Consider the following 14,908-nt stretch of genomic DNA (forward strand, 5'->3'; position numbering starts at 1 on the left):
TTTTCAACGATGGGGCCTTATGTTCTTTTCTATTGATTCATAACGTGTTAAGTCAATCTTCCAATATGTCAATTATACACAAAGCTAGCCGTTGATGACAGCACCAGCCTTCTGAAATTGCATCGTATATAATTTATAATAATATCCTTCCTGTTTCATCAGTGCCTCGTGATTGCCGATCTCTTTGATCTCTCCCTTATCCAGTACAATGATCTGATCCGCTTTACTGATGGTGCTCAGCCTGTGTGCAATCACAATAGCCGTACGCCCTGCGATGAGCTTATCTATCGCATGCTGGATCAACATTTCCGATTCTGTATCTACGGAAGAAGTGGCTTCATCGAGGATGAGGATAGCGGGGTTATATAATAATGCCCTGATAAAAGAGATCAGCTGGCGCTGCCCCAAACTGAGGGTACTTCCTCTTTCCATCACCTGGTAGTCGTACCCGCCCGGTAAACGCAGAATGAAATCATGCACGCCTATCAATTTGGCGGCATGCTCTACCTGCTCTCTGCTGATGGCAGGATTCCTAAGGGTTATATTATCTATCACGGAACCGGAGAAAAGGAACACATCCTGCAATACTACCCCTACCCTGCTGCGCAGTTCGGCCAGCTTATAATCCTGCAAAGGAATATTATCTATCATGATCCGGCCTTTCTGGATCTCATACAAGCGGTTAAGAATGCTGATGATAGTGGTTTTGCCGGAACCCGTATGCCCCACGAGGGCAATCGTCTGCCCCTGTGTTGCATGAAAAGTGATATCCTTCAATACAAACCTGTCTTCCTTGTACCCAAACCATACATGATCAAAGCTGATCTCTCCTCTCATACCTGCGGCCGTATGGGTACCATGGTCCGCAATATGTTCATCGCTATCCAGCACTTTGAACACCCGTTCACTGGCCACCATACCCATTTGCAGGGTATTGAACTTATCTGCCAGGATGCGCAGCGGGCGGAACAACATGTTCAGGTACATGATAAAAGCAATCATTACTCCCTGCGTTACTTCGTAGTTCAATACTTTGTTTGCGCCCCACCAAACCATTAAACCCAGCGAGATAGCCAGGATGATCTCCACTACCGGGAAAAAAACGGAGTAAGCAAAAATGGCATCTATATTGGCTTTGCGGTGATCTTTATTGATGGTGCGGAATTTACCGAACTCCCTGTTCTCCGCTGAAAAGGCCTGTACCACTACCATACCGGTGATATGCTCCTGCACAAATGCATTCAAAGCAGCTACCGCATTCCGTACCCGGTGGAAAGATTTATTCACGCTTTCCTTGAACCACCAGGTGGCCAGGATCAATACCGGGAAGGGAGACAGGCTGATCAGGGTCAGGCGCCAGTCCTCATACACCATCACGCCCAATATGGCCAGGATCATGAGCAGATCTGCCACAATGGAGATAATGCCTTCGGAAAAGATATCGTTGATAGCCTCAATATCATTGATGGTACGGGTAGTGAGCGTACCGATGGGTGTTTTGTCGAAATACGCCAGGTTAAGGCGGGTAACCTTGCGGTAGACTGCCACGCGGAGGTCTTTGATCACAGACTGGCCCAGCCAGTTGGTCAGGAACGAGAAGAAGAAACGTACGGCTGTTTCCAGGAGCAGCATAACGATCTGAACGATCGTAATGATCACCAGCATCTGTGCCCATTGGTTAGTGATGTATTTGTCTACCGTCAGCTGGATAAGGTATGGCCGCACCGGCGAAAGCAGGGCCAGCATTACCGTAAGGAACATGGAGAGATAAAAATAGCGCTTGTAGGGCGCTGCAAAGGAAAATACCCGCTTTAGCAAACTGAAATCAAAAACCTGCTTTTTAGCCTTTACGTTGTCCATTCCTGTAAAATTAACGGGATAAATCTAAAGCGCAAAGAAGTGGGTGGTGATAGTACTATCCAGGCCTTCTCTTATAACATTCCTATATCGCTCCTATAGCATTCCTATAGCATTGTAGGCACATAGGTATATCGAAACGATATAGGAATGCTATAAGAGTGCTATAGGAATGCACCTTCAGCGATATAAGGATATACAACTACAGTACTTCCCATAACGAAAAATGGCCCGCCTGTTTGGCGAGCCATTATATTAATCAGTTGATTATCAGTATTAATCTTTCATTACCTGGCGGTAGGCCTTGATAAAGATGGCCCCGAGGTTCTTATGAGGTGGTACATAGTCGTCAAAGAGCGGTTTATTGCGGGCATCCCCGGCAAACTTCTTCCCTAAACCAGCCCACATCTGCACCCAGTCCACATTTTTGCCGGCACGGATCAGGTCTTCCAGGCTGAGGATAATGGGTTCATTCACCCAGCGGGTACCCACCTGTTTGGAAGAGATAATGTGTGCTTCCGGCGCCTTCTCCAATACGGTAGCCAGGTTATGATAACCTCCGCAGGAACCCAGGATCACGATCCGGGCAGTACTTTGCAGATTATCCAGCGTGGTGTTCACGTGGTAGCTATGGCCCCGGTGAATGAATACGGTTGGGTGAATATCTTTTTCATCCAGGTATTCTGCCAGTTTCTCAATAGCCGTTTTATCTTCCGGCTCCTTCAGGGGAAGGTTGGCATATATGGTGGTAGGTTTTCCTTTAGTAGAAGTAATGGTGGTCCAGAAGGCATTTTTGCTGATGCTCCAGGAAGAACCCGGGAAGTTACCCATGAAACTTTGATAAGAACTGAGGCCATCTTCGTCCCCATAGAAGAATACCTGCTGGTATACACGGCCACTGTCGCTGGGCAGGGTATTGTACTCTACGTAATTGATGGGAGGCAGGGAAAGTTTTGAGGCCATGTTCGAGGCTGCTGTAGAATCATTCCCGCTTCCTTCCGTAAAGATGCTGTTCAGCAATTCGTAAATAGTGATACCCCGTTTATCCTTTTTGCCGGTCACAAATACCAGGTTCTTTTTTACTTCCGAACGGAGGAAGTCCAGCAGTTTGGGGTCGCGGATACTGCCAAAAGAATTGGCCACATCCACGGCATCTTCCAGGTCTTCTGTTTTTTCCAGGCTCCTTACGAATTTCACCATCAGGTAGTTCGCATTCTCGGGGTCCATGGATTTCAGGAAATTATCGAGGGTATTAAAGCCCGCCGCCATGGCGATGAACTTCTTGAACTTGTCAAAGCTTACCAGCATCAGCAGGCTGTCGCCACGGGAAGGTTTCATACGCAGCATCATCTGGTCGTACAGGCCCATTTTTGCGGCGTTCGTGTAACTGGAGGTATAAAGCTCCTCCTGCCCGTTTACGATCAGGTAATACAGCTCTTCAGGGGTAAAATCCTTCACTATGCGGAAACGTACTGCATGCGGTTCATCATGCAGGTCGTTCATTTCCCGGATATACCGCATGGATTTAGCCCGCATGTTCTCACTCATGGATTTAAGCCCAAGGGGGTTCTGCCCTTCTGCTTTCTTCTTTTGCAGCAGGATGGAGGTTTTCACCATCTGGCGGAAATAGTTGTCATCATTCTCTACGGACCTTTCCAGTTCAGTAACCGTGGAAGAGCCGTCCAGCAGCTGATCTATAAAAGGCATCAGTTTGGTGGACTGTGGAGAACGGCCGATCTGTACGATCTGCTGCACCAGGTGGTCCGGATTACGACGGATGGCGCTGGCCGTAGGCGTATATGAAGTAGCGTAAGTAAGGAGTTTATTGGGATAGAGGCGGGCTACCGCAGCTATCACGGAGTCCGTTACCGGGTAATCCAGGTAGGGCCCCAGCTTTGGCATAATATCCTCAAGGTTCTTAAATGCATATTTGGCGAACATCTCCTGGCGGGCTTCCTTAAAGCCGGGATTATCGTTAAACACTTCCACCAGCTTATCCCCTGCTTCAAAGCTCAGTTTGCGGGCAATGGGATAAATGCTCTTTCCTTTAATATCCGCGAGCATCATACTGCGGTAAGCCTGAACGATAGACGGAGCTTCTGCAGCATCTATCCTCCGGAAAGCGCGCTTGCTGTTATAATCTTTGAGCACCTGCTGAAGGCCGGAAAGGTATTTCACTTTCAGCCTTTGATCCAGGGCTGTGTCTCTTTCTATTTCAAGCTGGATATCGTCTACCTGTTTGATGAGGGCATTGGTCACCTGGAGGTTCATGGCCTCGTCATCACCCACTTTAATATAGTTATCCGTTTTACTATCGAACTTATCGGCAGTAACCTGTTCTTTATCAATGTTATCGTGGAAGATCTGCCGCTGGATAGGGATCTTTACCTGTTGTGGCTGTGCCGATACCCAGTTGCTGTGAACAATTCCCAAACATATAATCAGTAATAATTTTCTCATATAAGTGTATTACTCCTCGCTGTACTGCAAATTTACTACCAATTATGTGGAAATAGCAATCCCCTTATAGTTATTATATTTTACTTCCATTTAAAAACTCAATCATATCAACATACTAGCTATGCAAATGCTGAAATCGGTATTGAATTCCGTATCTTGCAGCAGGCATTAAAAGTGCCAGGATGGCTTAACTTAACAATTTTATAATGTTATCATTCTATTAATCGGGAATATGCAAGTTAATTTTGTGCCATCTTAAAAACTCATTTATGTTGATGGAACCAGCAGTAGCAGTCGGAAAAATCCTTGTAGTGGACGATGAAATGGATATCCTCGAAATCATCAGTTACAATCTCAAGAGCGCAGGTTACGAAACAGTGACAGCGAAGGATGGCCTCGAAGCTATTCAGAAAGCCAAGATCTTCAGACCGGACCTGATCATGCTGGACATTATGATGCCCAACAAGAATGGGATAGACACCTGCAAAGAGATCCGCAAACTGCCCGAGTTTAAAGAAACCATGGTATTGTTCCTCACCGCCCTGAATGATGAGAAAAGTGAGATAGAAGGGTTGAATATGGGAGCAGACGATTACATTGCCAAACCCATTAAACCCAAGTTGCTGGTGAGCAGGATCAATGCATTGTTCCGCCGCCTCAACAAAGTGGAAGAGCAGCAGATGCATTTGGGCGACCTGATCATTGACCGCGAAAAATTCACCGTTACTTATAAAGGTGTAGAGATCATCCTCGCTAAAAAAGAATTCGAACTGTTACAATTACTGGCATCCAAACCGGGCAGGGTATTCCTCCGCAACGAGATACTCAACCAGGTATGGGGTACAGAAGTGATCGTAGGAGACCGTACCATTGATGTACACATCCGTAAGATCCGTCAGAAATTAGGTGTTGACCTGATCACAACCGTTAAAGGTGTAGGTTATAAGTTCGAAATGTAATACCCCTTCTTCTTTCTTTCTGTTCTTGTGTGCAGCTCTCCCGGGGCCGGGTGATAGTGTTTGATTATGGCAAATAAAAAATTTGAGTTAATTTCCCGGTATTACAATCTTTACTCACTCTGGAGTATGTTCAAAGCAAAAAATCTTTCACCGCAAAAGCTTGCTGCCTTTACAGCACTTGTGCTTTCACTTATCATGGGATTAGGTTGCCTCATCCTGGAGGTAGGTATCCGGGAAACCCTGATCGCTTTCGGCCTTACCTTCCTGATAGCTTACTACCTGTATCTCTATACGTTACAGAACTTTATTTACCGCAAGATCAAACTGATCTATAAATTCATTTACCAGACCAAGGCATCCAAAAGGGAAGACTTCTTCAACAAGAACATCCTGCCCCTGAAAACGATAGACGAGGTAAGTGAAGACGTGGAAAAATGGGCATCCCAAAAGAAGGAAGAACTGGAGAACCTGCGCAAGAACGAAGCGTTCCGCAAGGAGTTCCTGCTGAACCTCTCCCACGAACTGAAAACCCCCATCTTTGCCGTACAGGGTTATATCCACACTTTACTGGACGGCGCTATAGACGACCCCGCCGTGAATAAAATGTTCCTGAAGAACGCCACCAAGAATATCGACCGCCTCTGCAGGCTGATAGACGACCTGGATGAGATCTCCAAGCTGGAAAGCGGGGAAATGACCATCAACAAGGAAGTGTTTGTGATCCAGGACCTGGTGAAGGATGTGTTTGATACCCTCTCCCTGAAAGCCAACCAGAAAGAGATCAAATTCAGCATCAAAAAAGGATGCGAAGCCCCCATACACGTTTCGGCAGACAAAGAAAAGATCCGCCAGGTGCTCATTAACCTGATAGAGAATTCCGTTAAATATGGCAAACAGGAAGGGCAGACCATTGCCAGCATCTACAATATGGACGGCAGACGGGTGCTGATAGAGATCTCGGATTCCGGCATTGGCATGGCAGAAGAGCACCTCCCCCGCGTATTCGAACGTTTTTACCGTACAGACCGTGCCCGCAGCAGGGATATTGGCGGTACCGGTTTAGGCCTGGCCATTGTGAAACACATTGTGGAGGCGCACGACCAGACCATCAATGTACGCAGTAAGATAGAAGTAGGCTCCACCTTTGGATTTACCCTGGAACTGGGCCGGGAAAGTTAATTTGTTCCTCCTGTAACTATTAGCCGGGCCGTTGCGTTTTATAGAACAATTCCAGCAGCTATGAATAGAACTTTATGCCTGGTGGCCCTGTCGTTTGTATTGCTCGCAGCCTGTAAGAAAGATAAGAAAACAGACACACTTCCGCCCCCTACCATTTACGATCAATGGATCCTGCATCTTACGGCACAGCCTTTTGCCACGGACACTACCTGGAAGCTGGTGAGGTTCCCGGCGGAAGTCACCTCCTTTGTGCTGACAAACAATGGCAAATACATTACGCAAAAGTATCCTGATAAAATAACGGAAGGCACTTATACCATAGCTGATTCTGCGAATACCAATATAAAAGTACTCACCATCTCCAACGAAGGCGAACCCATTAAACTCTATATTCAACTGCTGCCCTCCGGCGAGCTGCAAATGGACGATGAATCGATCAAAAATATGGCACCCGGATACGTCCGCAGGAGGTTCGGAAGGATTAAGGTGTGCAGTGTAACGCTATAAGTATGAAAAAGATCTATTATTTAGCCCTCAGTGCCCTGCTCTTTGCAGCCTGCTCAAAAGATGAAAAGGAGGCCCCTCCGCAGCCACGGGTTAACAATACCATATATGGTCAGTGGGACCTACTGGCTACCACACAGCCTTTTTCCGCAGATACTGCCTGGAAATACATCAGGCGGGCGGAAGACCTGACTTCTCTTCTTCTTTTCGAAAATAAAAACTACATTTCTTATAAACATCCGGACAAACAGATCCGGGGCAGTTTTACTGTCAGCGATTCAGCAGGTACGAACATCAAAAAGGTAACCCTCTCAAATGAAGGTGAACCCATCACCCTGTATCTTCAATTGTTTGAATCCGGGTTGTTAAAAGTAGATGATGAAACGGTAAAAAATGAAGCACCGGGATATGTGAGCAAGCGGTTCGGGCGCAGGGTGTTTTGTACGATCCTGCAATAATACAAGCATTCCCTATGAGATCTATTTTACTTTTTACCACGCTGCTATTCATAACAGGCACTGGCTGCAAAAAATCTAAAACCGCGGGGCCGATGGATATCCTGCCGGGGAACTGGGAACAAAAAAACGAGTATTTCCGTTTTGAGCCGGCAAATATTGTTTATAGTTTCAGGATAGACAAGTTCTTTACCCGTAAAATAACCGGAAGCACGCAGCGTGAGCAATCCGGCACTTTCCGGGCACACTACATCTCTGATGACCACAAGATCATAGAAGTGATCCTTACCGGCGATCAGGGCGATGTTTTAGATTCATTTACGCTTGAAATGGTTTCGGTTAATGAGTTCAAGTTATACCGGATCAGTACAGGCCCCGGCCCCTCGGCACAATCCATACTGTTACGCGCAAAATAATCCCTTAAACCAATTATATGAAACACATTGTACTATTTGCTACGTTCCTGATCCTTGCCGGCACTGCCTGTAAGAAATCTAAAAAAGACGTAACATCCGATTTCCTGCGTGGTAAGTGGGAAGACGGGTTAATGTCCCTGGCTCCGCAGGCAGCCTACACTTTCAGTTCAGGCAGTAGCTATACCTGGTTTCCCGGAGGAACTGCTACAACAGAAACAGGTACTTACCAACTCAAAACAACCACTACCCAGAATGTTTTTGAGTTACGCTTAACAAAAACAGGCACAACTACTCCTGATGTGGGAACACTGGAAAAGATTTCCAATACCCTCATCAAAGTAACGGTAAACAATAAAACCAGAACATTGATGCGCCTGCAATAATTTGCGCTCCTAAATTACGTGTATGAAACCTCTTTTACTCTTTATGCTGGTTGTTGCAGGTGTTTCGTGCATTGCCTGCAAAAAATCTAAAAAAGCTGACCTGGTAACGCCTGACACGCTCCTGGGCGTTTGGCAGCAGGCTTCCGTTGGTATTATCTTCCGGGCAGACAGCACTTATACAGAGAATCATGGAGGTTTTGTGGGATCAAAGTACGGAAAATTCAGCACCCGCATTACAGACAGCTCTGCGCATATACTGCAAACGATCGTTACCTGGAATGGATATGGCACCAGGGATACCTTCCTCATCAGGATCGCTTCCTCCAACAGGCTGGTGATCACTCATGGGCCATCAACCATGGAGTATACGCGTTACCAGTAATGTTAAGTTTAAGAATTAATGTAACTCCCCAATAAATAGCCCGTTTTAAAGTGGTATCAATAAACCACTTTATGAAAAGGAACTTACTCATAGTTCTGATTGCTTTTGCTGCCTGCAAAAAAGATAATGCTACTTATGATGGTTCTCTCAACGGACGTTGGGAATTAAACGCATTGTCTGAACCTTATGCCATAGACAGGGCCTGGAAGCCGGTTCCAGCTGCTGACAGCAGTATACTGATCCTTAGATCCAATGCTACTTACTCCTTTACCAGGGGTAATTATTATGCATCCACAGGAACTTTTACAGTAACGGATTCAACCGCAAATATTAAGATCCTCAGGTTAACGGGCGACAGTTTGTTTATTGACCGGGGAAGGCTCTTTATTGAAAGGTTATCCGCTAAGGAATTCAAAATGGATTATAACCCCGGATGGTGTGGAACAGGTTATACCAGCAGGAAATATGAAAAGAAGGATTAGAACCGGTATTGCAGCCGGGCTGTGAATACATTATCATCCACATCAGAAGTGAATCCCTCCAGCGAGGTACTTTCGTTCCACACCCTGTCGAACCAGAAAGTGGCTTTCATGTTCTCATTAAAATATAACACATAACCAGCGCCAAAGGTATCGTAACGGATATCCGAAGCGCTGATGTGTGTACCGGGATGCCCGATCAGTTTTCCTTGGATATGCGTGTTGGGATCATACCAGTCGTATTTCAATACCAGCTGATGTTTGGCGCTGCCGAGGTGTTGCAGGAAGCAAAAATAAGCGCCATCAAAATCCCTGATATATATCGGTGCTAAAACATTCCGTTCCATGGGGATCACCCCCGGTGTTTCCGTAGTGCCGTAGGTTGCTGTTTGCGTACCTCTGATGTATTCCGCTCTGAATTGCGTAGAACCGTGCGTGTTAGGGATCAGCAATTGTGCGTCTGCACCATAATAATGCCGGGGCGCTATCCTCCCTACATTTGTTTCCGCGGAATCTACCGTAAAATCATCTTTCACATCCACCATGGTATATCTCACTTTGGTGAACTGCTCCATGCCGCCGTACAATACAGAAGCGCCTGCAGATAATAACCAGCCGCTGTGATTAATATCCATCGGCTTCAGGGCTACTCTTGCTATCAGGTCCTTATGACTGTCAAAGTCTGCGGGTCCGGCAAGGCCCTGGCCATTGAACATACCTATATCCACTTTGAGTAAATGTAAGGGATGTGATTTCTGGCGGGGTTCAAAGGTGAGCATGGCTCCCATGTCCCGTTCGCTTTTCATGAGGATCTGGCTCATGCGGCCACGTTCCGGCGCTTCCCTGTCTCCGGAAGAAAGGTTCACCTCATATCCGAAAGGCCGGGCAAACATCCCCATGGTCAATGCCGCCACATCCCATTTTCCATCAAACACCCGGCCCCAGAAGTCCCGGATGTTCACGCCCCTCTCCGTGCCATCAAACTGGAATACGAACTGTACGGTAGGGAGGTTCCTTTTATTGAAGTGGGCATAGTCGAAACGCACGCGGCCGCGGCGTAACATAAAGCGGTTGTTCACTTTAGCTGGGAAATCCCCGCCGGCATAGCTTTCAATCCCTTTGCCGGAAGCAAACTGGAACTGGGGTTGCATATATCCGCTGATCCTCAGATGGTCAAATTTCTTATAGATGGAGATCATGCCTTTGCCCAGGTTGGTAGTGGTATCTATCATGTCCATCAGGAACTGCCCGCGGGCTGCAGACGCACACATTATAAGAAAAATTACCCCCAGGAAGCGGACTTTCAGCATGAAAAAACCATTTAGAAACGGCAAAAATACGTTTCCTGTGCTAAAAAGAAAAAACCGTTCCGGCATATGCCGGAACGGTTAGAATCAATTATTGCTAAACGAAGTGTACTTACAGCAGATTAGTAAGACGCGTTCTTAGGATCGAAGTTAGTCCAGGTGTTGATCCAGGTATCAGCTACATCCAGTGCACCAGCGTAAGTTACTTTGGTGAAGAATGCATCAGTTGATTTACCTGCAGTGAAAGCACCTTTTCCGATCAGCGGAGAACCAGCAACAGGGCGAACATCAATATCCGCGTAGCTCGCAGCCAGGCCGCTTACTTTTGCAAATTTATATTGATCAACAGTATTGTAAGTTGTATCATTCACACGGTCAGCAGTCATGAACCAGGTTTTGAGATTGAGGGTGCCGGCAACCAGTTTCACTTCCAGTTTATTAGCAGAAGCAACACCTACGAAAGTATTACGGATATCCAGTTCTGCAGCAGTAGCCAGCGCAGATTTATCACCATCTATCAGGATACCGGTAGGGAAACCAGCGATCACAGAGTTATAGATAGACAGGCGGGAGTTCAGGCGGATATGTGCACCACGGCGGAACACGTTATTGGTTGGAATGTCCGTACCGTTATTGATAGCCCATGGTCCGAGGAAAGTGAAGTTAGAGAAAACAGGTGCAGTGAAAGGTGTATTATCTGTACCGTTTGCATCGTTATCAGATTCGAAACCATTGGAAGCGCCTGAAGAGTTGTCTTTATCAGAGATGTCCTTATCGCGGATAGAGATACCGAACTGTACACGGCCGGTAAAACCATTATCTGTATCAAAATCATCATCCAGGCCACGGAAAGCGATCAGGTGTTTTGCATTCACGTTACCACCGAACCACTCGAAAGAATCGTCGCCACCATATGAACATTGGATATAATCGATCACAGTTCCTTTACCAACACCTACAAAAGTAAGACTGTTGAGCTCTGAGTTGGCTATGCTGGACAATGCGATACCTGCAAACTCGATACGAACATATTTCATCACACCGGAGTTATCGTTATCATCATCGCCACCACCAACGATATCATCTTTCAGGGTAGCTACTTCATCAGGGCTGAAACCTTCCAGCAACCTTCTGTTAGCTACACCATCAATAGAAGTGTTCACTTTTGCTTTACCTAATAAAACCACACCACCCCAGTCAGCATAGTTCCTTGCACCTGCAGCCTGGTTAGAAGTAAATACGATAGGTTTTTGAGCAGTACCTTCAGCCATGATCTTAGAACCGCGGGTGATGATCAATACTGCTTTGGTACCTTTAATACCTTTGATAACCACACCTGGCTCAATGGTCAGTACAGCTGAATTCTTTACTAATGTAGCACCGGAGATGTAATAGGTTTTACCGGTTTTCAATGTTCTGTTGGCTTTGATCTCGCCTCTCAGTGTATCAGATTCTCCACCGCCCGGGTTAGGAAGCGGGTTATTGTTTTTTGAACATGCTGAGATGATCAATGTTGCAAATACTGCTAAAGCAACCAGGCTTTTTTTCATAATAATTTCTTTATTTAAAGTTCAAAAGTCCAAACGGCAGATTACTTCAATGTTAACTGTTCTTTAAGCTTGTGTTAACAAACCGGATCAGAATTTATAGCTGAAAGACACGCCCAGGTTGGTTCCGAAGTTAAATTTATTGATAACCAGGTCCTTTGATGCGTCATATTTCTTATCTCCGTTACGCTCCCAGTAGTAGATGCCTTTGCTGCTCAGGATATCTGATGCGGTCAGTTTCAGGTCTGCATTTTTGAAGATGCGTTGTGTGATCTGGAAGTCAAGCAATGGGCGTGGGTTTTCCCAAACATCCGGGAAGTCTGCATTACCTACCTGGGCAATACGTTTGCCGATCACGTTGAAGAGAACAGATGCATTGGTACCTGCTTCAGGTGCATCAAACTGGATACCGGCATTCACTACATAGGGGCTCTGGCCCTGCATTGGCCTGTTCCTTGTGCCTACAAATCCTGCAGGAAATTTCACTTCACTCTTGATCAATGCGGCGTTGGAGAATACAGTCAGCCTTTCCAGGAAACCACTTTTGATAAAGCCCAGGTTCTTACGGAAATCCAATTCAATTCCAAGGCTGGTAGCGCTCTTGGCATTCTGGTAAGAGAAGAAAGGCGCACCTTGTTGTGTTTCGTAGTTTGTTTCTATGGGAGTATCAAAATATTTGTAGAACACACCTAAAGTAAGCACCTCTCCTGCTTTAGGATAGATCTCATAGCGGGCATCCACATTGGTGATCTTGGAACGGGTAAGATCAGTACGGCCAAATACCAGACCGTTCCTTTCAAAATCGTAGAAACTGAAAGGAGAGATCTCCCTGAACTCTGGGCGTGCTACTGTTTGAGAAGCAGATACCCGGATGTTTGTTTTACTATTAAGGAGATAAGTAAAGTTCAAAGAAGGCAATACATCTGTTGAGGAGTTCTCAACAATCGGAAGATTGGGAGACTGCAGGTTCTGCAGGAAGTATTCTACCCTTGCACCCCATACCAGGCGGATCTTTTCACCGATCTGGTTATCGAACTGAAGGAAACCTGCACCCAGGTTGGAATAAGCATTGTAGCTGTCTGAATTACTGGTCAGATCGTCCAGGTAAAATTTATCGGCACCATAGTTCTCTTTAGCCAGGATCTTATCCGGGCTCAGGAAAACGAGGTTATCTGCTGCACTACCACGGATAATGGCCAGGGCCCTTGCGCGGAAGATCCTGTCTTTCCGCTGGAACAATCCGCCCACTTTGATCTGCTGCTGGTTACCGCCCATTTTGAATGTTTTCGCGATATCTGCAGAACCTCCAAATGTGTTCTCATCCAGGTTGGAGTAAAAACGGCCGGCATTACGGGGAGAACCTGTATTTGCGGGAATGTTGGCGAAAAATTCACTGCCATTCACAGATGAATATTTTAACCTTCTCAGATCAGGCACGTCCTGGTTCAGCAAAGCTACGTTTGCATTCCACCGGATACGGTAATTACCTGCTCTCAGGAAGTGATCCCCTATCAGTTGTGAGTTGTATAAACGGTTAGATGTAAAGGCTAATTCCTGGCTCCTGATCAGGTTACGGGCATCCGCATCAATATCCGCACCGTTACGCAGTGTTGTCTGGTCATTACTGTTGATGCTGTAAGAGTTCTTCCAGCTGAACTTTGATTTACCGATCCTGTAAGTAAGGTTGGCGATACCACCCAGGAGGGTATTCTGCGTGCTTACGAGGTCGTTATATTCAAAACGGGGAGAACCATCCAGTTCATACAGGTTACGGTTGATGTCTATCAAACGGTTTTGTTTATTGTAGCTGATAGAGAATACGCCACCAAATCCTTTTGAAGAACTTTGCTTACCTCTGAATCCTGCGCTCACCTGGAAGTTGGTGTTCATGGGAGCATTTTTGCTATTGGCACTCCATGTATCATTCAGATACTGGCCAAATTCCGCTCTGGCCGCTGCTGTGTAAGAACGCAGGTCCGCTGTGCTGGGGAATGCGGTGTTCAACTTACGGGTACCATCATCCAAACCAAAGATATCCAGGCCACCTCCTTTATAAGTGTGGAAATCCTTACCAATGGTTTTAGTATTAAAACCGCTTCCGATGGTGAAGTTCACGAAGTTATCGTCCGGAACATCTTTTGTATTGATCTGTACAAGGCCACCTGCAAATTCACCAGGCATTTCAGGTGTGGCAGCTTTGTTGATCACAATGTTATCTATAATAGAAGAAGGGAAGATATCGAATGCGAAAGTTTTACGGTCAGGCTCTGTGCTGGGCAGCAATGCGCCGTTAATAGTAGCCTGGTTGTAACGATCCGCCAGCCCCCTTACTACCAGGAATTTACCATCCTGCATAGAAGCGCCGGAAACCCTTTTCAGTACCTCACTGGTATTGCGGTCCGGGGATTTTTTAATGGATTCAGCAGATACAACCTGTGCAACAGTGTTGGTATTCTTTTGCAGGGTTAGTAATGCATTCAATGTTTCAGTACGGGCAGAACCCTGTACTACAAATTCTTTCAGGTCCTGGGATTTAGGTTCATCCAGTACAACATCCTGGTTGGCGGCAGCTCCGTTTTTAACAACCACATCCGCAATGGATTTGGTTTGGTAGCTCATCAGCTTATATAATAAGGTATAGGTTCCGGGAGTAAGATTAATGGTATAACGTCCCTCAACATCTGTAACACCACCCAGGCTTGTACCCTGAACTAATACTGTTACCCCTATCAGCGCCTCTCCTGTTCTTTTGTCTGTAACTTTACCGGTAACTCTTCCACCGGTTTGGGCTGAAACACCCATACAAAGTAATAACAAGGCTAATACCTGTACAACGATAATATTACGTTTCACGTGCTTTGATTTATGCCGCAAAACTACCGTGGGGTTATTACGCCAATGTTAAGCCAGTATTACCAGAATGTTAAATGTTAAGAAATTATTAAAGAATTATTAACAACGGCAAGCGCCTTATAGGGTG

Annotated in this window: 13 protein-coding genes; 8 read left to right on the plus strand and 5 right to left on the minus strand. The window is 46.0% G+C overall.

Annotation, left to right across the window (positions count from 1 at the left end; all coding sequences use genetic code 11):
• Window positions 1–84 precede the first annotated feature (84 nt).
• Complete coding sequence (locus BUR42_RS18685; protein ID WP_074240945.1) at window positions 85–1,860, minus strand: ABC transporter ATP-binding protein; 1,776 nt, start codon at window positions 1,858–1,860, stop codon at window positions 85–87.
• Between the two features lie 273 nt (window positions 1,861–2,133).
• A complete protein-coding gene (locus BUR42_RS18690) occupies window positions 2,134–4,317 on the minus strand; it encodes a hypothetical protein (protein ID WP_074240946.1) in 2,184 nt (727 codons plus the stop codon).
• 269 nt (window positions 4,318–4,586) lie between these two features.
• Here BUR42_RS18690 and BUR42_RS18695 point away from each other — a divergent pair, with 269 nt between their 5' ends.
• The 8 genes from BUR42_RS18695 (at window position 4,587) to BUR42_RS18730 (ending at window position 9,077) form a co-directional block, all read left to right on the plus strand.
• On the plus strand, window positions 4,587–5,276 hold the full coding sequence (locus BUR42_RS18695; protein WP_200798323.1) for a response regulator transcription factor: 690 nt from the start codon (window positions 4,587–4,589) through the stop codon (window positions 5,274–5,276).
• A 126-nt stretch (window positions 5,277–5,402) separates the two neighbouring features.
• Complete coding sequence (locus tag BUR42_RS18700; RefSeq protein ID WP_074240947.1) at window positions 5,403–6,455, plus strand: sensor histidine kinase; 1,053 nt, start codon at window positions 5,403–5,405, stop codon at window positions 6,453–6,455.
• 60 nt (window positions 6,456–6,515) lie between these two features.
• Window positions 6,516–6,962 carry a hypothetical protein gene (locus BUR42_RS18705; RefSeq protein ID WP_074240948.1) on the plus strand — a complete coding sequence of 149 codons (447 nt, stop codon included), beginning with the start codon at window positions 6,516–6,518 and terminating at the stop codon, window positions 6,960–6,962.
• 2 nt (window positions 6,963–6,964) lie between these two features.
• The gene (locus BUR42_RS18710) at window positions 6,965–7,417 is read left to right on the plus strand and encodes a hypothetical protein (RefSeq protein WP_074240949.1); all 453 of its coding nucleotides are present in this window, start codon (window positions 6,965–6,967) and stop codon (window positions 7,415–7,417) included.
• Between the two features lie 14 nt (window positions 7,418–7,431).
• Window positions 7,432–7,830, plus strand: a complete 399-nt coding sequence (locus tag BUR42_RS18715; protein ID WP_074240950.1) for a hypothetical protein — start codon at window positions 7,432–7,434, stop codon at window positions 7,828–7,830.
• Window positions 7,831–7,847: 17 nt separating this feature from the next.
• Window positions 7,848–8,213, plus strand: a complete 366-nt coding sequence (locus tag BUR42_RS18720) for a hypothetical protein (protein ID WP_074240951.1) — start codon at window positions 7,848–7,850, stop codon at window positions 8,211–8,213.
• A 22-nt stretch (window positions 8,214–8,235) separates the two neighbouring features.
• Window positions 8,236–8,595, plus strand: a complete 360-nt coding sequence (locus BUR42_RS18725) for a hypothetical protein (RefSeq protein ID WP_074240952.1) — start codon at window positions 8,236–8,238, stop codon at window positions 8,593–8,595.
• 71 nt (window positions 8,596–8,666) lie between these two features.
• A complete protein-coding gene (locus tag BUR42_RS18730) occupies window positions 8,667–9,077 on the plus strand; it encodes a hypothetical protein (protein ID WP_074240953.1) in 411 nt (136 codons plus the stop codon).
• Here BUR42_RS18730 and BUR42_RS18735 read toward each other — a convergent pair.
• From BUR42_RS18735 to BUR42_RS18745, 3 genes are all read right to left on the minus strand, one after another.
• Window positions 9,074–10,345 (minus strand): porin, encoded by a 1,272-nt coding sequence (locus BUR42_RS18735; RefSeq protein WP_234979715.1) that lies wholly within the window; start codon window positions 10,343–10,345, stop codon window positions 9,074–9,076. The two genes, BUR42_RS18730 and BUR42_RS18735, sit on opposite strands and share 4 nt — an antisense overlap.
• Window positions 10,346–10,503: 158 nt before the next feature.
• Window positions 10,504–11,931: a hypothetical protein gene (locus BUR42_RS18740; protein WP_074240954.1), complete on the minus strand. Its 1,428-nt coding sequence runs from the start codon at window positions 11,929–11,931 to the stop codon at window positions 10,504–10,506.
• 87 nt (window positions 11,932–12,018) lie between these two features.
• Window positions 12,019–14,781, minus strand: a complete 2,763-nt coding sequence (locus BUR42_RS18745; protein WP_143197515.1) for a TonB-dependent receptor — start codon at window positions 14,779–14,781, stop codon at window positions 12,019–12,021.
• Window positions 14,782–14,908: the final 127 nt, after the last annotated feature.

It is taken from the genome of Chitinophaga niabensis (genome assembly GCF_900129465.1).
Taxonomy (GTDB): domain Bacteria; phylum Bacteroidota; class Bacteroidia; order Chitinophagales; family Chitinophagaceae; genus Chitinophaga; species Chitinophaga niabensis.